The 17569-nt window shown below is 41.4% G+C and carries 19 protein-coding genes; 15 read left to right on the top strand and 4 right to left on the bottom strand.

The window, feature by feature from the left end; genetic code table 11:
• Positions 1-11 precede the first annotated feature (11 nt).
• The 13 genes from ABXT59_RS10820 (at position 12) to ABXT59_RS10760 (ending at position 12753) form a co-directional block, all read left to right on the top strand.
• The gene (locus ABXT59_RS10820; protein WP_443636125.1) at positions 12-2411 is read left to right on the top strand and encodes an aerobic carbon-monoxide dehydrogenase large subunit; all 2400 of its coding nucleotides are present in this window, start codon (positions 12-14) and stop codon (positions 2409-2411) included.
• A gap of 144 nt (positions 2412-2555) precedes the next feature.
• Entirely contained in the window at positions 2556-3140 is a 585-nt protein-coding gene (locus ABXT59_RS10815; RefSeq protein ID WP_443636124.1) for an SRPBCC family protein, read from the top strand.
• Between the two features lie 54 nt (positions 3141-3194).
• A complete protein-coding gene (locus tag ABXT59_RS10810; protein ID WP_443636123.1) occupies positions 3195-4073 on the top strand; it encodes an AAA family ATPase in 879 nt (292 codons plus the stop codon).
• Positions 4073-5257: a vWA domain-containing protein gene (locus ABXT59_RS10805; RefSeq protein ID WP_443636122.1), complete on the top strand. Its 1185-nt coding sequence runs from the start codon at positions 4073-4075 to the stop codon at positions 5255-5257. Before ABXT59_RS10810 ends, ABXT59_RS10805 begins: the two co-directional genes overlap by 1 nt.
• 10 nt (positions 5258-5267) lie before the next feature.
• Positions 5268-6248: an XdhC family protein gene (locus ABXT59_RS10800; RefSeq protein ID WP_443636121.1), complete on the top strand. Its 981-nt coding sequence runs from the start codon at positions 5268-5270 to the stop codon at positions 6246-6248.
• A complete protein-coding gene (locus ABXT59_RS10795) occupies positions 6245-6859 on the top strand; it encodes a nucleotidyltransferase family protein (RefSeq protein ID WP_443636120.1) in 615 nt (204 codons plus the stop codon). Before ABXT59_RS10800 ends, ABXT59_RS10795 begins: the two co-directional genes overlap by 4 nt.
• Before the next feature lie 18 nt (positions 6860-6877).
• Positions 6878-7699, top strand: a complete 822-nt coding sequence (locus ABXT59_RS10790) for an XdhC family protein (RefSeq protein ID WP_443636119.1) — start codon at positions 6878-6880, stop codon at positions 7697-7699.
• 4 nt (positions 7700-7703) lie between these two features.
• Positions 7704-8957: an aminotransferase class V-fold PLP-dependent enzyme gene (locus ABXT59_RS10785; protein WP_443636118.1), complete on the top strand. Its 1254-nt coding sequence runs from the start codon at positions 7704-7706 to the stop codon at positions 8955-8957.
• Positions 8958-8966: 9 nt separating this feature from the next.
• Positions 8967-9383 (top strand): Fe-S cluster assembly sulfur transfer protein SufU, encoded by a 417-nt coding sequence (sufU, locus tag ABXT59_RS10780; protein WP_443636117.1) that lies wholly within the window; start codon positions 8967-8969, stop codon positions 9381-9383.
• A 79-nt stretch (positions 9384-9462) separates the two neighbouring features.
• Positions 9463-10170 carry a TIGR02466 family protein gene (locus tag ABXT59_RS10775; protein WP_443636116.1) on the top strand — a complete coding sequence of 236 codons (708 nt, stop codon included), beginning with the start codon at positions 9463-9465 and terminating at the stop codon, positions 10168-10170.
• A gap of 182 nt (positions 10171-10352) precedes the next feature.
• Positions 10353-10964 carry a sulfite exporter TauE/SafE family protein gene (locus ABXT59_RS10770; RefSeq protein WP_443636115.1) on the top strand — a complete coding sequence of 204 codons (612 nt, stop codon included), beginning with the start codon at positions 10353-10355 and terminating at the stop codon, positions 10962-10964.
• Positions 10965-11140: 176 nt separating this feature from the next.
• Positions 11141-11389 carry an HGGxSTG domain-containing protein gene (locus ABXT59_RS10765; protein WP_443636114.1) on the top strand — a complete coding sequence of 83 codons (249 nt, stop codon included), beginning with the start codon at positions 11141-11143 and terminating at the stop codon, positions 11387-11389.
• A 626-nt stretch (positions 11390-12015) separates the two neighbouring features.
• Positions 12016-12753, top strand: a complete 738-nt coding sequence (locus ABXT59_RS10760; RefSeq protein ID WP_443636113.1) for a class II aldolase/adducin family protein — start codon at positions 12016-12018, stop codon at positions 12751-12753.
• A gap of 519 nt (positions 12754-13272) precedes the next feature.
• Here ABXT59_RS10760 and ABXT59_RS10755 read toward each other — a convergent pair.
• A complete protein-coding gene (locus tag ABXT59_RS10755) occupies positions 13273-14301 on the bottom strand; it encodes an SEL1-like repeat protein (protein WP_443636112.1) in 1029 nt (342 codons plus the stop codon).
• 202 nt (positions 14302-14503) lie between these two features.
• On the opposite strand from ABXT59_RS10755, the gene ABXT59_RS10750 reads away from it, so the two are divergent.
• The gene (locus ABXT59_RS10750; RefSeq protein WP_443636111.1) at positions 14504-14635 is read left to right on the top strand and encodes a hypothetical protein; all 132 of its coding nucleotides are present in this window, start codon (positions 14504-14506) and stop codon (positions 14633-14635) included.
• 585 nt (positions 14636-15220) lie between these two features.
• Here ABXT59_RS10750 and ABXT59_RS10745 read toward each other — a convergent pair.
• The 3 genes from ABXT59_RS10745 to ABXT59_RS10735 all read right to left on the bottom strand — a co-directional run bounded on the left by ABXT59_RS10745 (position 15221) and on the right by ABXT59_RS10735 (position 16778).
• Positions 15221-15439, bottom strand: coding sequence for a hypothetical protein (locus ABXT59_RS10745; RefSeq protein ID WP_443636110.1), 219 nt, complete (start codon positions 15437-15439; stop codon positions 15221-15223).
• A 309-nt stretch (positions 15440-15748) separates the two neighbouring features.
• A complete protein-coding gene (locus ABXT59_RS10740; protein WP_443636109.1) occupies positions 15749-16267 on the bottom strand; it encodes a tetratricopeptide repeat protein in 519 nt (172 codons plus the stop codon).
• 58 nt (positions 16268-16325) lie between these two features.
• Positions 16326-16778 carry a hypothetical protein gene (locus tag ABXT59_RS10735; RefSeq protein ID WP_443636108.1) on the bottom strand — a complete coding sequence of 151 codons (453 nt, stop codon included), beginning with the start codon at positions 16776-16778 and terminating at the stop codon, positions 16326-16328.
• 306 nt (positions 16779-17084) lie between these two features.
• Here ABXT59_RS10735 and ABXT59_RS10730 point away from each other — a divergent pair, with 306 nt between their 5' ends.
• Positions 17085-17378 (top strand): hypothetical protein, encoded by a 294-nt coding sequence (locus tag ABXT59_RS10730; RefSeq protein WP_443636107.1) that lies wholly within the window; start codon positions 17085-17087, stop codon positions 17376-17378.
• The last annotated feature ends 191 nt before the right edge of the window (positions 17379-17569 follow it).

The raw sequence follows: 17569 nt of genomic DNA, 5'->3' as shown, positions 1-17569 counted from the left end.
CGGAGCGGATCATGTCTACAGCTACAGAAGATAAACGCGAACAAGAATTACAGGGTGTTGGTTGTTCAAGAAAAAGAAAAGAAGATCCTCGATTCATTCAAGGTAAGGGTAATTATGTTGATGACGTTAAGCTACCCGGAATGTTGGTTGGCAAAGTGGTACGTAGTCCATTTGCTCACGCAAAAATAATTTCAATTAATAAAGAAGCTGCTTTAGCTTTGCCAGGTGTTCATGCTGTTTTAACAGCTGACGATTTGAAACCTCTCGGTTTACACTGGATGCCTACTTTGGCTGGTGATGTTTGTGCAGTGTTAGCGGATGAGAAAGTGAGCTTTCAGTATCAGGAAGTAGCCTTTGTTATTGCTGATAATCGTTATATCGCAGTGGATGCCGCTGATCTTGTAGAAGTTGAATACGAAGAGTTACCAGTAGTGGTTGATCCTCATCATGCAATGGATGCTGATGCCGCCATTGTCCGTGATGATCTTGTGGGGAAAGATGAAGCAGGTGGGGGTGCTCGTAAACATAATAATCATATCTTTAATTGGAATGTCGGTGACAAAGACGCGACTGATCGTGCTTTTGAATCTGCAGACGTTACAGTTAAACAGGATATGATTAACCAACGTGTTCATGCCTGTCCGCTGGAAACCTGTGGCTGCGTTGCTTCTTTTGACAAAGTTAAAGGTGATATGACAGTTTACATTACTTCACAAGCACCGCACATAGTACGTACAGTTATTACCATGCTATCAGGTATTCCAGAAAGTAAGGTCCGTGTTATTTCTCCAGACATTGGTGGTGGTTTCGGTAATAAAGTAGGCATTTACCCAGGTTATGTTTGTGCGATTGTTGCTTCTATCGTCTTGGGTCGTCCAGTTAAATGGATTGAAGATCGTACTGAAAACTTATCAACCACAGCGTTCGCTCGCGATTACCATATGGAAGGTGAACTGGCAGCTGATAATGAAGGTAACATTAAAGCATTACGTGTCAACGTATTAGCTGACCATGGTGCTTTTAACACGCATGCCCAGCCAACCAAATGGCCAGCGGGTATGTTTGGCATCTGTACTGGTTCTTACGATATTCCAACAGCTTATGCGAATGTTGATGGTGTATTTACCAATAAAGCACCGGGCGGTGTTTCTTATCGCTGTTCTTTCCGTGTTACTGAAGCTGTTTACGTCGTTGAAAGAATGATCGATGTACTGGCGCAAAAACTCAAAATGGATCCTGCTGAAATTCGTATGAAGAATTTCATCCAGCCTGAGCAATTTCCTTACAACTCTGCTACAGGCTGGGAGTATGACAGTGGTAACTATCCTGCTGCACTGAAAAAAGTGATGGAGGCCGTTGACTATCAAGGTTTGCGTAAAGAGCAGGCTGAGAAAACTGCACGTGGTGAACTGATGGGAATTGGATTGTGTACGTTTACCGAAATTGTAGGTGCCGGACCAAGTAAGTCGTGTGACATTTTAGGTGTTGGTATGTTCGATAGTGCCGAGATTCGTATACACCCAACCGGTAGTGCTATAGCTCGTATGGGTACGAAAAGTCAGGGGCAGGGTCATGAAACCACTTACGCCCAGATTATCGCGACGGAACTCGGAATATCTTCAGAAGAGATTCAGATCGAAGAAGGTGATACCGATACTGCACCTTATGGTTTAGGTACATACGGTTCACGGACGACTCCTGTCGGTGGTGCCGCCACAGTTAAAGCGGCACGTAAAATTCGTGAGAAAGCTCGTAAGATCGCTGCTCACTTGCTTGAAGTCAGTGAAAATGACCTTGAATGGGATGTTAATCAGTTCCGCGTTATTGGTTCACCTGATCAGGTCAAGACCATGAAAGAGATTGCATGGGCTGCTTATAACAATGTGCCTGATGGCATGGAAATGGGATTGGAAGCTGTGGACTATTATGATCCACCGAATTTCACCTTCCCATTCGGCGCATACCTTTGTGTTCTTGATATTGATCGTTTCACAGGTGTAACTGCAGTTAGACGTTTCTATGCTCTAGATGATTGTGGTACTCGTATCAACCCAATGATTATTGAGGGTCAGGTACATGGTGGTCTAAATGAAGGTTTTGCAGTATCGATGGGGCAGGAACTACCCTACGATGCAGAAGGTAACCTCTCAGGTAATACCTTTATGGATTATTTCTGGCCAACCATGGTGGAAACGCCAAAATGGGAACTGGATTACACGGTAACACCATCACCGCATCACCCAATGGGCGCTAAAGGCGTAGCGGAGTCTCCACATGTTGGTAGTATTCCATGCTTCTCGAATGCTATTAATGATGCATTCATGCAGTTTGGTGCTAAGACGCATATTGATATGCCACATAACGCATTCCGTGTATGGAAAACGATAAAAGAAATGGGTCTAAATAAATAAAAGACAAATGATGTTTATTATTCTGAAACGGAATGGGTTTTAGTAAAGGCTTAGTTTAAGCGAATCAAGATAAAGCGAGCTTATGATGTAGTGTCATAAGTTCGCTTTATTCTTTTCAGTTATTTAATCAAGAGAATAAATAAAGTGAAAGTAGAAATTAATAAAGTTTTTCCAATGGATGCCCCTTCTAGCGATGCTTGGACTTTTTTACAGGATATTTCTGGTGTGGCGGGTTGCATGCCTGGTGCTGAAATTACTGAGCAAGTTGATGACTCAAATTATGTCGGTAAAGTTAAGGTAAAAGTAGGTCCTGCTACAATGGCCTTTAATGGAAAAATTTTAGTACAGAATATCGATGCTGATAAGTGTGAAATGACAATGCAAGGTAAAGGCATGGACACAAAAGGTTCATCATCAGCCACCATGGATCTGACAGCTTATGTTCGTGAAACAGAAGGGGGAAAATGTGAAGTTGTTGGTGAGGCCGTTATTACTGTCACTGGTAAAATGGCGAGTATGGGCGGTCGGATGATGAATCAGGTTGCAGATCAGATTCTAAATCAGTTTGGTGCTAATTTTGTAAATAACGTACTCGCTATGGGTGAAGGTGCTGCTGCAGAAGAAGCAGCGGTAAAAGCAGCTGAAATTCCTAAAGAGCTGAATGGATTGGCTTTTGTTTGGGGTTTATTTATCGGCATGCTTAAAAGCCTTACCGGCAAGAAAACATAACTCGCCATTTAATGTAGGTCCTTATATCTAACCGCATAGGTTTATTATTACAGCATGAAAGAACTTACGGTGTTCCAAGCGCGTTTAGCTGAGGCAGATTACGTGGCTGATAAAGATCTGGCTGCAACGCTATTATTACAAACTAAATTACATCGACCGCTACTGCTTGAAGGTGATGCTGGCGTTGGTAAAACTGAAATCGCTAAAACGCTAGCAAAGATTTTTGGCTGTCCATTAATCCGTTTACAGTGTTATGAAGGTTTGGATGTGAATTCTGCAGTTTATGAATGGAACTATCAGCATCAGTTGCTTGCCATTAAAATGCAGGAGTCAGCGAGTGATAGCCAGGCCAGTAAGGAACAAGATATTTTTAGTGAAAAATATCTACTAAAACGGCCACTACTTCAAGCTATTACGATGGACAAGTCTCCAGTCCTATTGATAGATGAAATTGACAGAGCTGATGAAGAATTTGAAGCGTTTCTTCTTGAAGTACTTTCTGATTTTCAAATTACCATTCCTGAGTTGGGTACTATCAAAGCCATTACAAAGCCTCACGTAATTTTAACTTCTAATGCGACTCGTGAATTAAGTGATGCTTTGCGTCGGCGGTGTCTCTACCACTATGTTGATTATCCTAGTTTTGATAAAGAGTTACGTATTATCACAACTAGAATGCCCGAAGTTAGCCAACGTTTGGCCGGACAAGTTGTCGAATATGTACAGTCACTGAGAAAGATGGACTTACGGAAGATTCCTGGAGTTTCAGAAACGCTAGACTGGACGGCAGCATTGTTAAAGTTGAACTTGTCATCGTTAGATAAAGACCCTGAATTGATCATGAATACATTGATGTGTTTATTAAAGACAAAAGAAGATCATGATTTGATTACAAGAGATGTTTCAGACCGTTTAATTGCTAGGTCGGGATAATGGCTAACCTAAGCCATCAAGAAGACTTTGAGTTGGCAGATACGTTGCTTGATCATTTATTGGGTTTTTTACATCACATGCGTAGTAATGGTTTTCATCTTGGAATTCAAGAAGAGTTGGATGTGATGAAAATGGCCGAGTCCGGCATTCTGTTACAGCAGAAGCTTTTGCGTTGGGGCTTGCGGGCTTTGTTATGTTCATGTGCTTATGACTGGCGGCGCTTCGATGAATTATTTGACGCTTTTTGGATAACACCTAACGGTACGCGCGAACAGGCTTCCAGTTATTCGAAGCAGATGGAGAGTGAAAAAGGTCTTGATGGTGGGCAGCAGGGTGGTGGTGGAGATGAAGCGGTTGAGGCCGATCACGCTGAAGAAGGCGATGATAATGATGCTGGTGAAGGTGGCAGTAAAGGTGGAGCCAGTGTTCAGCAAGTGACAGCGAAAACCGACTTTCGACAATTGTCAGATGACTCAAAAATGCGTGAAATGGAATTGCTAGTTGAGCGTATGGCTAAAAAGATGCGTCGTCGTATGACACGTAGGCAGCGTGTACAGAGACAGGGTAATCGTATTAATTTACGCCAAACCATTCGTAATAGTTTACGTTACGGTGGTACTCCGCTGGAATTGGCATTCATGAAACGTAAAAAACAGGCGCCTCGGTTAATATTATTATTAGATGTGAGCCGTTCCATGAGCTTGTATAGTTTTCTTTTTTTACGGTTTGCAAGAGGCATTATTGAAGCATTTAAAGATTCGGATGCTTTTGTTTACCACACACGCTTGGTCCATGTTACAGATGCATTGCGTGAACGTGATATGACAAAGGCAAAAGAGAAGTTGGCATTAATGTCATCTGGTTGGTCTGGAGGCACGCGTATTGGTGAATGTTTACAGATGTTTAATCATGAGTATGGTCGACGCATAGTTAACTCACGCTCAATCGTTATGATTATCAGTGATGGATATGACACTGGTGAACCCAAGCAACTGACTGAACAATTACAACAGTTGAAACAGAGAGCCAGAAAAATTGTCTGGCTCAATCCTTTATTAGGGCGTGATGGTTATGAACCCATTGCAAAAGGTATGCAAGCCGCTTTGCCATTGCTGGATCTTTTTTCGTCGGCACACAACTTAGAAAGCCTAATGAAACTAGAACCTGAATTAATGAAGCTTTAGGAAATAAACAATGAGAATGGAAAGTGATGCACTACTAGATAGGGCCGCCAGTCTAAAATCTGAAAGAAAGCCTTTTGCCCTGATAACAGTAGTGCGGGCTGTATCACCAACTTCAGCAAAGCCTGGAGCTAAAGCAATTGTTGAAGCGGATGGGGTCATTCAGGGATGGATTGGTGGTGGATGCGCGCAACCTGCCGTGATTAAAATGGCTAAAAAAGTATTAAAGGAAGGTCAGGCTCGTTTAATTAGAATTAGTCCAACTAAAGATGGATATGTAGAAGAAGGCATTACTAACTTTGGAATGGCTTGCCATAGCGGAGGCACTTTGGATATTTTTATCGACCCTGTTATTGCTCGTCCTGTTTTATTATTAATTGGCGCTACAGCAGCAGCGCAGGCCTTAGTTGGACTAGCGCAACGAGTTGGCTTTTCTGTTACAGCGGCTTTTCCTGGTGCAGATTCAGAGATGTTTCCAGAAGCTGATAATATAATTGATGGCTTTGATGTGGCAGATGTTGTTCCTGATTTTGTTATCGTTGCAACTCAAGGCAAACTTGATGAACAAGGGCTTGAGGCAGCTATTACTACTAGTGCTGATTATATTGGCTTTATTGCCAGTAAATCTAAATCGGATAAGCTTAAAAGTTACTTAAAAGAGAGCTGTGGCGATGTACTTCGCGTTGATGCCATTATCTCACCCATTGGTCTTGAAATTGACGCAGTTACACCAGAAGAAATAGCGTTATCTGTATTGGCCGGTTTAGTTAAGGCTCGACGACAGGCTGTAGAAGTGGAAGAGGTTCAATCAGCAAGTTGTTGTGGCGGTAGTCGTGAAGTAGAGATTTCTGCTATTGACACTGTTTGCGGTATGTCAGTTGAAGTAAAAGACGCTGAATTTCATAGTAAGTATAACGATAAAGATTATTATTTTTGTTGTGGTGGGTGTTTGCACCGTTTTCAAAATGAACCAAGGAAGTATGTCAGCGCATGAAAACAGTATCTGCAATATTATTAGCGGCAGGTGAGTCTCTCCGTATGGGTGAGGTTAATAAACTTGAGTTACTAGTTGATGGCATGCCTTTGCTGCGTCGTACAGCAGAAATGTTATTGGCTTCAAACTTAAAGAAAGTTGTTGTTGTGCTTGGACATGAAGCTGAAAAAATGCGAGCTATACTTAAAGGTTTGCCACTTAATTTTGTTGAAAACGACGCTTATCGTGATGGTCAGATGACATCTGTTTATAAGGGCTTATTTTCGCTCTCTGAAGTTTGTGATGGGGTGATGATTTGTTTATCGGATCAACCTTTATTAAAGACGGAAGATGTTAACGTATTGATAGAGGCCTTTGGTAAGCGTAGCTATGGTTCTATTTTAGTGCCGGCTTTTAAAGGGAAACGGGGAAACCCGATTATTTTTGACTATCTACATCGTCAGGAAATTTTAAACGGTGAGCGTAATTTAGGTTGTAAAAAATTGATCGAAAAAAACCCTGAAGAGGTTAATGTTTTTGAAATGAATAATGACAACGTGGTGTTCGACCTTGATACCCCGAAACAATACTCTGCTTATACAGAAAATATTAATAAGGCTTCGGCCATATAAAAATTAGAGAATATAGTTATGGCTAAAGAAATCATTGATGTATTAAAAGATATGCGTGAAAAGGGTGAACCTTACGCAGTGGCAACTGTGGTTAAAACCATTGGTTCGGTTTCAGCCAAAACAGGCTCTAAAGCGGTTATAGATAAAGATGGCCTAGTGGTTGCTGGCTGGGTTGGCGGAGGCTGTGCGGAATCGACTGCTTGCGAGGAAGGCCTTAAAAATATTGAAAGCGGCGAATGCACAGTTATTGATATTGATCTCGATGATGAGGTTTTAGGTGCAGGTATGCCATGTGGAGGCAGTATGCAAGTTTATGTTGAGCCAGTTTTACCTTGTCCAACTCTTTGGTTGATGGGGCACGGTCGCGTAGCAGAAGTGATGTGTCAACTGGCTGATTTAATGGGTATAAATGTTATTGTCAATGATCCAGTCATTAGTTGGGAAAAATACCCAGCAGCAGAAAAATTGATTACTGATGATTTTGATTACGATCAGCTGTTGCCTGAAGTGGGTGACTTTGTCGTGATTGCAACTCAACATAAAGGAGATCATGAGTCGATGAAACGTGCATTAGCCTCTAAAGCAGAATATATAGCACTCATTGCAAGTAGAAAACGTTCACGCCTGGTGCTTGATTATTTGCGTTACGAAGGCTTTAGTGAAAAAGAGTTAGAGCGTGTTATGGCTCCTTCTGGTTTTGACCTAGGAGCGAAGTTGCCAGAAGAAATTGCTCTTTGCGTCATGAGTGAAATTGTTATGGTGCGTCGTCAGGGTAGTGGCATGCGCATGCGTGATAAATTAATGATGGAAGCAACTCAAACCGAACTGGTAAGGGCTTAATTTGATGTTGGATGAGATTGTTCAAAATAGCTCACTTGACGATACCTTTGAGGTAGAAAAAATTCGTGCTGATTTCCCCTTATTAATGAATGCTGGAGATTCATTACATTATCTTGATAATGCTGCGACAAGCCAAAAACCCAATGCAGTGATTGATGCTATTAGTAACTGTTATAGCGAACATTACGGCCCTGTTCATCGTGGACTTTACCCTTTAGCCGAAGAAGCCAGTCAACATTACGAAAATGCACGTACTACTCTGGCTAAATTTATTAACGCTCCTGATGATCAGTTAATTTTCACTCGTTCCACAACCGAGTCTATTAACATGGTGGCACAAGGTTGGTTACGTTCACGCCTGAGCAAAGGGGATCAGATTTGGGTAACACGTATGGAGCACCATGCAAATTACCTACCTTGGCAAGCCTTATGTAACGAAAATGATGCAAAGTTAAAAATTATTGAATTGAGACAAGATGGCAGTCTCGATTTAGATAGCTGCATTGGTCTCTATGATTCAACGACTAAACTAATTGCTGTTACTCATACCTCTAATGTATTGGGCACAATTAACCCTGTAAAAGAAATTTGTGCTAAGGCTGCAGAGCAGGGTATTGCTGTTATGGTTGATGCAGCACAATCTGTAGGACATGTACCTGTTGATGTCATTGATATTGACTGTGATTTTTTAGCCTTCTCAGCACACAAAATGTTTGGTCCGACAGGCATTGGTGCGCTTTATGGAAAAGCTGAACGACTTGTTGAAATGGAACCACTCCTGCTTGGCGGAGGCATGGTTGACAGCATTAATGAATGTAACAGTGTCTGGATGCCATATCCTGCAAAATTTGAAGCGGGCTCACAAAATTTAGCAGGCGCTTTGGGTTTTGCCGCAGCAATCAACTGGCTGCACGAAAATGACATGGCTTTGATGCATAAACATGTTATGGGCTTAACTCAATATGCTCTGGATAGTTTGTCTAAGTTAAATAGTATAGAAATTTATGGCCCACGCAATGCTCAACAGCGTGCTGGAATCGTTTCATTTAATTTAACAGATGTACATCCACATGATGTTGGGCAAATTGCGGGTGAGCTGGGTGTTGCAATCAGAGCAGGGCACCATTGTTGCCAACCACTTATGCAATATATAGGTGTTGCTGCTACTGCACGTGCTAGCTTTGCTCCTTATAACTCTTATAGTGACATTGATGTATTAATTGAGGCTATTAATGAAGCACATAGTAAGTTTGCGTAGGTCTTTCTTGTGACGGATAAGAGCATATACAAAGACGTATTAATGGATCATTACCGAAATCCACGTAATAAAAGTGACTTGTCTGATGCCGATGCAGTGCACCGTGGCACTAACCCTCGTTGTGGTGATGACCTAGAAGTGGGTATTAACCTTGATAATAAAATGCTATCCAAGGTTAGGTTCAGAGGGCGTGGCTGTTCTATCTGTCTGGCTTCTGCTTCTATGATGACAGAGACCGTTATAGGTAAAAATAAGGTTGAAGCACATCAATTAGCTGAAGGTATGAAATCCTGGTTTGGTGGCCAAGGTGAGTGCCCAGTTGATGCTTTGAAAGCATTAGAGGCTGTGCGCGGTCACTCTGCAAGAAAACGATGCGTATTACTTGCATGGGAGGCTTTGGATGATGCACTTCGAGCAGAATATTGACCTAGCGTATTGCACCTGATAAATGCTAAATGGTCTTCAATAATAAATATTAGAGCTAATAACAGTTGAGTTTAATGTAATGAGTGAGAGTTCCCGCAAAAATAAAAATATCCATATGCTTTGGCCTACACCTATATTACGTAAAAAATTCCCGCAATATGAAGAAGTGAACGAATCATTAGTAAAACTTTTTTGTGAGCATCGTATCGCAGATAAAAACAGTGATATTGAAGCTCCTATCTATTCAAGCACTGATGATTTGTTAAGGCAGTATGATAATTCGTCACTTAACCAGTTATTTGCTTTCATTTCTCAATCTGTATTTGAAATTTCCAGCACAATGAATAGTGAAATATGGAAAAACAGCCAATCGAAGAAGATGAATATGGAAGTTGTTGGCGCCTGGTTCCAGATTCAAAATGGTCACGGTTATCATGAAACTCATACCCATGGTAATTGCGCATGGTCAGGTGTTTATTATGTTCAGGTCGATGATAATGAAAAACGTGAGAGTAACAAGGCACTTGGTGCGATGAACGGAGTTACCCGTTTTTATAGTCATCACATGGATGTTATTGGTGGCGGTTACATGGATTCAGGTAATCTCTATTTGCAGTCCACTGGCTTTGATTCTAAACCAGAAGAAGGCGTGTTGTGCATATTCCCGGCACATCTAAAACACACAGCAATGCCATATATAGGCCTAAAGGATCGTATTATTGTTTCGTTTAATGTCCAGGTTCATGGTGACCAAGGTGATGCAGTATTTGATTATGACTTCTATTAAGTCAGTAATAATAAAGCTTTATTGATGTTAGGTTTATACAGAGGAAGGTAAGTGGGATTTGAAAATATTGTAACTCTTGCGGCTTTGATTTTCGTAGCTGCTACATTATATTCATCGGTAGGGCATGGGGGTGCTTCAGGATATTTGACAGCTACGGCGATGTTCAGTATGACACCCTAGAAATGAAACCGGTTGCGTTAACCTTAAACATTCTAGTTGCTTCTATAGCGCTTGTTAAATATTTGAAAGCGGGGCGGTTCTCCTGGTCAATACTCTGGCCCTTTGCGCTTGCTTCTATTCCTTTTGCGTATATAGGAGGGCTAATTCTTTTACCCAGTATATATTACAAGCCACTTATCGGCCTTGCGCTTATTTATGTGGCTTATCATTTTGTTATGAATTCAGCTAAAACAGATTGTGAAATTAAAGCGCCATTTATGCCTATTGTTTTGCTGCTTGGAGCGGTGCTTGGGTTTTTCTCTGGTTTAGTAGGTGTTGGTGGAGGGATTTTTTTAAGTCCGTTACTTATAATGCTTAAATGGGAAAATGTAAAAAATGTTTCAGGGATTGCTGCTGCATTTGTATTGGTAAATTCTATCGCAGGCTTACTTGGATTTCTTTCTTCAAAAACACCTCAATTACCAGAAGGGCTAACTATTTGGGTCATTGCGGCAGTGATTGGTGGCTACATTGGTTCTGAATATGGAAGCAAGCGATTTGGCAGTTCAACAATACAATATCTTTTGTCATGTGTGCTTTTAGTTGCAGGAATTAAAATGATAGCAACAATGTGAGACTCAATTAGGTTTGTATGTTTTTTTAGTGATTCAATTCATTTTATAGCTCTTCTTAATACACCAAAAAAATGACTATACCTTTGTGTGCAAGCCCAGTGAATCACAAGGGTTCTGTTTTTGAATAATCATTTCAGTAGGAGCTTTCAAAAGTTGGACTGAAAAACAGCATCGCAGTGGCTAATCAGTTTGACCTAAATACCCTACCCTTCTGTGGGGCCAGAACGCGATCAGGTGGCTTATGTAAGCACAAGGGCAACATTCGTAATGGCCGATGCAAACGCCACAGTGGGGCCTCCACAGGGCTGATTAACCAAGCTTTTGGGAAGGACCATCACAGGTATACTCATGGCCTTAGAACTAAAGAAGTTATTGGCATGCGTGAGCTTTTAGCAGACATGCATAAGTCACTAGGAGGTCTGTAGATCAGATCTAGTTAGCATCACTAGCGCTATAGTGCTAGAAGAGATAACGCAGCTTAGGGCATGGCTGTAAGGTGCTTAATCGATGTTAGAGCAGGTGTGAAGTGGGGGATTAATTCCAGAACTATAGGCTTAGTTCAACTATTAGGGCTGAATGATCTGTGAGGGTTTCCCGAGTGCTATGATCATAGTAGCAATTTACACATTGATCAGTGACATGCTTACCAGCGAGCGCATGGTCAATCCTAAACCCATTACCAGCGTTTGAGTACCAACTATATTCCTGAGTTGGCTCGCTATTATGAGTGCGCCATAGGTCGGTCAATGTGGTGTCAGCCAGATTCACAAATTGGTCCGCGCAATGAAACTTGGCACCTTCAGTATCTAATGTATTGGAACCAGTATTAAAGTCACCAATTGCCAGTAGGTCACTGCTAGGCACGGCCTCTGTCGCAAATCCTGAGTTAAAAGAAAGGTGGTGTTAGTGAGTTTGTTCTCCGACTTTTTGATCTTCAATAGGATCCCGAGTAGTATCATAATTTGATTGACGACCCAGCCTACTAATGGATCGTAATTAAATGTATGGGAAATATTGAGTTTGCTTATGGGAAATGATGGATACTTGGAACATGTTTGACGACCTATCACCTGAGAACCAGTTACGGTTTGATCTAGCCCTAATTCACCGCTATATGGCAGACCATCAATGGAATGAAGGTGTTGTAAACCATTTAACAGCCATGTTGCCAGATAGTGCCGAACATTTTCTGGCACTTCCATATGGTCTACATTGGTCAGAAGTTAAAAGTTCAGATTTTTTAGTAGCAGATTTTGATGGACATGTGATTTCAGGGGTTGGCGAAGTTGAACCAAGCAATTTGAATATTCACGGGGCAATTCATCAACAAGTCCCCCGTGCCAGAGCTATCTTGCATTCACATCAACCAAATATAACCGCACTGACGTTGCTAAAAGATCAAACTATAACGATGTCCAGCCAACATGCACTGCGCTTTGTAGAGCGTATTGCCTATCTTGGGGTGTATGGCGATCCGAGTGATACAGCGATTGGTGGCATTATCGTCGACAGTTTGAAAACCAAGGATGTGTTGATGTGCGCCAACCATGGTGTAATCATCTCTAGACCCTATCTATGGGATGCTTTCGATGATCTCTATTTCTTGGATCGCGCTTGTGAAATTCAATTAAAGGCTATGCATACAGGGCGAGAACTCAATGTGATTCCAGAGTCTACAGATAACGATTATGGTCAAAATATTATTAAATGGAGCAAAAAAGAAGGCCAAAAGCACTTTATAGCTCTTCGCCGTATGTACCATAAAAAATACCCTGATTTAGTTCGATGAACTGATTTGAAACTGAGTTCAAACCCAGATCAAGACCTTGTTAAAGGACCAATCTAAAGCTGATACCTAAGACCCTCTGTATGGAGTCCCAAGGGAATACAAAAACGGTAGACAGTAACTTACTTACCTCAGTATCCCTAGGAACTCACAGAAGACAGGTTCTGTGGTTATAGCCAGTAGTTGATTGTTAAATGGAGTTATTTAAGACTCCACTAAGAACTTGGGAAGGGTCCTATACAACCATCTTCTCATATCCTACCTCCCTCATACCCAGTGGTATCGTTAAGGACTCTGCAAATGACGGGTGTAGGTAAAAAATGGTTTTGATTGAAGCAATGGGTCCCTACTCGGCAATCCCATAAGGGTGTTTCAGAAGCGCACTGTTTCGCAAGTTATTAGTTTGCCATAAGGGCCAACAGCTTCATACACCAAGTCTCGTTGTTAAACATTCTAATAATCTCACTGGAGCACCAACTAACACTTTGTCGAATATTTAATGCCAGTAGTTTCATGCTGTCTTTAACAATCCGTATAGTTGCTATCTAAACATCGGCTAGACATGTCCTGTGCTGTGGATATATCAGCTGGAGTCATTTGTTTAGTTACCTTATCTTTATTCTCACGAGCAACTTCGTTGCCGTTATAACTAGCTAAGGTGTACCACTTCACTGCGGTCTTATCATTCTGAGGCACACCATCGCCAAAGTCGTACATAGCCCCTAGATACCTTTGAGCTGTAACATACCCTTGCTCAGCAGCTAAGGTGTACCACTTCACTGCGGTCTTATCATTCTCTGGCACACCTCTGCCATTAGCGTACATAGTCCCTAGATTAAATTGAGCATGAGCATTCCCTTGCTCAGCAGCTAAGGTGTACCACTTCACTGCGGTCTTATCATTCTCTGGCACACCTCTGCCATTAGCGTACATAGTCCCTAGATTATATTGACCCTTAGCATACCCTTGCTCAGCAGCTAGGGTGTACCACTTCACTGCGGTCTTATCATTCTCTGGCACACCTCTGCCATTAGCGTACATAACCCCTAGATACCTTTGAGCTATAGCAAACCCTTGCTCAGCAGCTAAGGTGTACCACTTTACTGCGGTCTTATCATTCTCTGGCACACCTCTGCCATTAGCGTACATAATTCCTAGCTGATATTGAGCTATAGCAAACCCTTGCTCAGCAGCTAAGGTGTACCACGTCACTGCGGTCTTATCATTCTCTGGCACACCATCACCAAAGTCGTACATAGCCCCTAGATTAAATTGACCCTCAGCAAGCCCTTGCTCAGCAGCTTTAGTAAACCACTTCACTGCGGTCTTATCATTCTCTCGCACACCATAGCCATTAGCGTACATATGTCCTAGATTAAATTGAGCCATAGCATAACCTTGCTCAGCCAAAGGAGTCCACTCGAATAGGCTAGCTTTAAAGTCACCTGATTGGGCAGCTTGAAGACCTTTACTGAAGTCAGCAGCAACTGACACTCCATTTCCCAATAGCAATAAAAGGGTTAATCCAACAATCTTCTTGCTTATATTCATGTCTAAGACCTTAAAGCTTTGTGATGCTTACTATAGATACTACTAATATGGGATTGTTATTGATATAGATAGATTTTTTAATTGCCAACACGAATTGTTGTTAAAAGGAATTGGTATATTAGGAATTAGACCTAGAGACTTTTCTGAACTCTGGGTGTAATGTTTTCAGACACATTCACTTATATGTACAAGAGGTTAATCCATGAATTTAGTAAAAAAAAGAAGCCTTCTTTTAACAGCCACCTTGATCACAGGACTAATTTCAATTCAAAGTCATGCTGATGTGTTTGGTGGTAGTGGTCAGTTTGCAATGATGGGCTACTGCGATACTTGACCGAGGTTATGGCAGGCCAACGAAAACCACCTCGCTTGAAGTTGACGCACCTTTTGTTCCTACTAAAATACAACTGGTGGCATACACTGTTGAGGCTTAAGTAAATGAGTATGTTGTTCTTAAGCTGTTGCGCTGATAAACCACTAAGCGTATAGTTTTCATGTGTCTTCTATGTTCGGCACAAGCACCGATTTGATCCAGATTGCGGGGTGCTATATAAATTACTGCTAAACCGGCCCTTTCTAGAGACCCGATTTAGCTTACGCTGAGTTGGGTTTTTTTATTGCCTTTAGAAAAATGTTTTAAACAAACTTATATGGGATGGGCTTATGCTAACAGAAAAAGATTTGGCAACTATGTCACTAATAACAGTCCAGGGACTTAAGGAGCAGTTAATGAAATTGTTTTTTCGTAGGCTCCGCTTTTAAGCGACCCAAGCCCTCCCAGTGTGGGCTTTTTTATGTCTAAATATCACTTAGGTTAAGATTAATTTACACCAAAAGTAGTGCTTTACTCTCTCACCAAGTTCAGCTATCCGTTATATTTACTTTGGTATGACCCTTGATAAGTTATTATGGGTTGTAGTTAATCTGACCGCGAAACCATAGCTCCAACAATCACACACGCAGCTAGCATAAAGGGAAACAGAAAAATCCAACACGCAAAATAAACTGCAGCACCTATAAAGCCTTGCTCAGACGCCCACCTAAATAAAGATCCAGCACCAACAACTAGATATTTAAAGAGTACAATTGCTATTGCCAGCACTAAAAGGGCTAACAGAACTAATAATACTGTTTCCATGCTATACCATGCCGCCAAACAATAAAATTTGAGAGCAATCTAATAAATCAAAATGCCCTACGAGACTATGTAGCTTTTATAGAATAACCCTTCGTGACCTTATAAAATATAGGAAAAATTCTGAAAACTATTGTGAAGATAATCGATCAACGTAAACTACAATTAATGCCTTAGCTCGACAATTAAGGCTGAATGGTCTGCGAGTGTATCCTGAACATTATAGTAACAAGCCACGCATCAGTCGGTGGCTTTCATGCCAGTTAGGGTATTATCAAACCCAAATCCATTACCAGCATACAAGTATTCCAATTAATATTGCGGACCATCCTCACCTTGTTCAGCAGCTAAGGTAAACCACTTTGCAGCGGTCTTATCGCATACTGGAACGCCATCACCCTGGGAGTACATTATTGCCAGATTATATTGAGCTTTAGAATGCCCCTGCTCTGCAGCTAAGGTGTACCAACTCCGTGCAAACCAGCTTAGTGCAGTCTTGTCGTTCTGCGGAAGAACCTTGCCCTCACGGTACATCTGTCCTAGATTATATTGTGAATCAGTATCACCCTGCTCTGCAGCCAACGTAAACCAATTTACTGCTGTCTTAATATTCTTTGGGACACCTTTGCCTTTAGCAAACATAAACCCCAGATTATATTGAGCATCAGCATCACCCTGCTTAGCTGCTAAGGTATACCACTTTTCGGCCATCCAATAATTTTGCTCTACGCCCTCACCATAATCGTACATAGCTCCTAGGTTATATTGACCTATAGCATCACCCTGCTCAGCGGCTTTAATAATTTCATGATGTTCATCGTTTTTAATCATTATAGTCCTGAACGTTCGGTATGCCACTCTTCAAGCAGCGGTAGGTATGTCCTGTGCATCAGCACCCAATATTGGGCAGAAATCTACGACACAGCGTTACGTATAAGTAACTATTTAAAACAGCCAAAAATATAAACAAACAAACTGATATGGAGAATTCAATTGAGGTCATTAAATTTGTCATTCTGTTGTGAAACAGGGCTAACACCATCACAATGCTAGCAACGGCAAAGGCAGTAATATGTTCTCGATGCTTTACTTCAAAATTGCTCAACCGTATAGCTTCATTTAGAACATGCCATGCTGGTATGCTCGGCAATGCCAGAATAAAAATAGAAATACTTATTATCCAAGCCCCATCACTATCGCTATTAAATAACATCAATAGTAATAAGCCTGATCCTAGTGGAATAATACCAACTACTAGCCCTACGAGATAACGTAAAAACAGTCGTATCGCACTTTGAGATAATGCAAGTACTAAAGCTTTAATTCTTATAGGTGATGTCATAGATTATTTTTTTTTAAGGCTCTCCAAAAATACTACATCTATAAGATCATCATTTATATAGTTTGGATTCTGATTTAAGCCTTAAAGCAATTTTTACGCAGCACTAGTGAGCATTGTCAGTATGGTAGTGCTTAATGAGCGAACGTAGCTTAGGCTGCGGCCAGAAGGTGCTTAATCGATGTTAGAGAGGGTGTGAAGTGGGGAAGGGTAACATCAAAAGCTAGAGGTAGATGCTAGGCTGGTTATGTATGCGAATAACCTAATGTGATAAAATACACCTGTAAGATTTATAAAAGGTATATCAACATGGCATCACATGGCGGCATGAGAGAAGGTTCAGGTAGGCCAGCAGGGGCTGGAAATAAGGCTACCTCAGAGCTTAAGTTGAACCTGTCAGAGTTGGCTCGAGAATACACCAATGATGCCTTAGATGCGCTTGTAGAAGTGATGCAATCAAGCCAGAGCGATTCAGCTCGAATTGCAGCCGCTACAGCAATACTTGATTGGGGTTATGGCAGGCCAACGAAAACCACCTCGCTTGAGGTTAATGCACCTTTAATGCCTACGAAAATTCGACTAGTGGCTTACACAGGTTCTTGATTTATCTATCCATGATTGTGTTGGATTAGAGTATGAAATTTCCCCTACATTCATACAAAAAACACATATATACCGAAGTACAAAAAAAGGAAGGGGGGCTGTTTACAGCTAACTGGAACAAGCACTAAAGATAAGTGCTAAAGGACTGCTATCAAAGGCTTTAGTTGATACGTAAAAAGCATGGAAAATCA

It is taken from the genome of Candidatus Njordibacter sp. Uisw_058 (assembly GCF_047730065.1).
Classification (GTDB): Bacteria; Pseudomonadota; Gammaproteobacteria; order Pseudomonadales; family Balneatricaceae; genus Njordibacter.
The sequence above is the reverse complement of the archived record's forward strand: the minus strand, read 5'-3'. Positions and strand labels throughout refer to the sequence as shown.

Coding starts and splice junctions, on each gene's coding strand:
- ABXT59_RS10820 (WP_443636125.1), top strand. CDS start 12: ATGTCTACAGCTACAGAAGATAAACGCGAACAAGAATTACAGGGTGTT.
- ABXT59_RS10810 (WP_443636123.1), top strand. CDS start 3,195: ATGAAAGAACTTACGGTGTTCCAAGCGCGTTTAGCTGAGGCAGATTAC.
- ABXT59_RS10805 (WP_443636122.1), top strand. CDS start 4,073: ATGGCTAACCTAAGCCATCAAGAAGACTTTGAGTTGGCAGATACGTTG.
- ABXT59_RS10800 (WP_443636121.1), top strand. CDS start 5,268: ATGAGAATGGAAAGTGATGCACTACTAGATAGGGCCGCCAGTCTAAAA.
- ABXT59_RS10795 (WP_443636120.1), top strand. CDS start 6,245: ATGAAAACAGTATCTGCAATATTATTAGCGGCAGGTGAGTCTCTCCGT.
- ABXT59_RS10790 (WP_443636119.1), top strand. CDS start 6,878: ATGGCTAAAGAAATCATTGATGTATTAAAAGATATGCGTGAAAAGGGT.
- ABXT59_RS10785 (WP_443636118.1), top strand. CDS start 7,704: ATGTTGGATGAGATTGTTCAAAATAGCTCACTTGACGATACCTTTGAG.
- ABXT59_RS10775 (WP_443636116.1), top strand. CDS start 9,463: ATGAGTGAGAGTTCCCGCAAAAATAAAAATATCCATATGCTTTGGCCT.
- ABXT59_RS10770 (WP_443636115.1), top strand. CDS start 10,353: ATGAAACCGGTTGCGTTAACCTTAAACATTCTAGTTGCTTCTATAGCG.
- ABXT59_RS10760 (WP_443636113.1), top strand. CDS start 12,016: ATGTTTGACGACCTATCACCTGAGAACCAGTTACGGTTTGATCTAGCC.
- ABXT59_RS10755 (WP_443636112.1), bottom strand. CDS start 14,301: ATGAATATAAGCAAGAAGATTGTTGGATTAACCCTTTTATTGCTATTG.
- ABXT59_RS10750 (WP_443636111.1), top strand. CDS start 14,504: ATGAATTTAGTAAAAAAAAGAAGCCTTCTTTTAACAGCCACCTTGATC.
- ABXT59_RS10745 (WP_443636110.1), bottom strand. CDS start 15,439: ATGGAAACAGTATTATTAGTTCTGTTAGCCCTTTTAGTGCTGGCAATA.
- ABXT59_RS10740 (WP_443636109.1), bottom strand. CDS start 16,267: ATGATTAAAAACGATGAACATCATGAAATTATTAAAGCCGCTGAGCAG.
- ABXT59_RS10735 (WP_443636108.1), bottom strand. CDS start 16,778: ATGACATCACCTATAAGAATTAAAGCTTTAGTACTTGCATTATCTCAA.
- ABXT59_RS10730 (WP_443636107.1), top strand. CDS start 17,085: ATGGCATCACATGGCGGCATGAGAGAAGGTTCAGGTAGGCCAGCAGGG.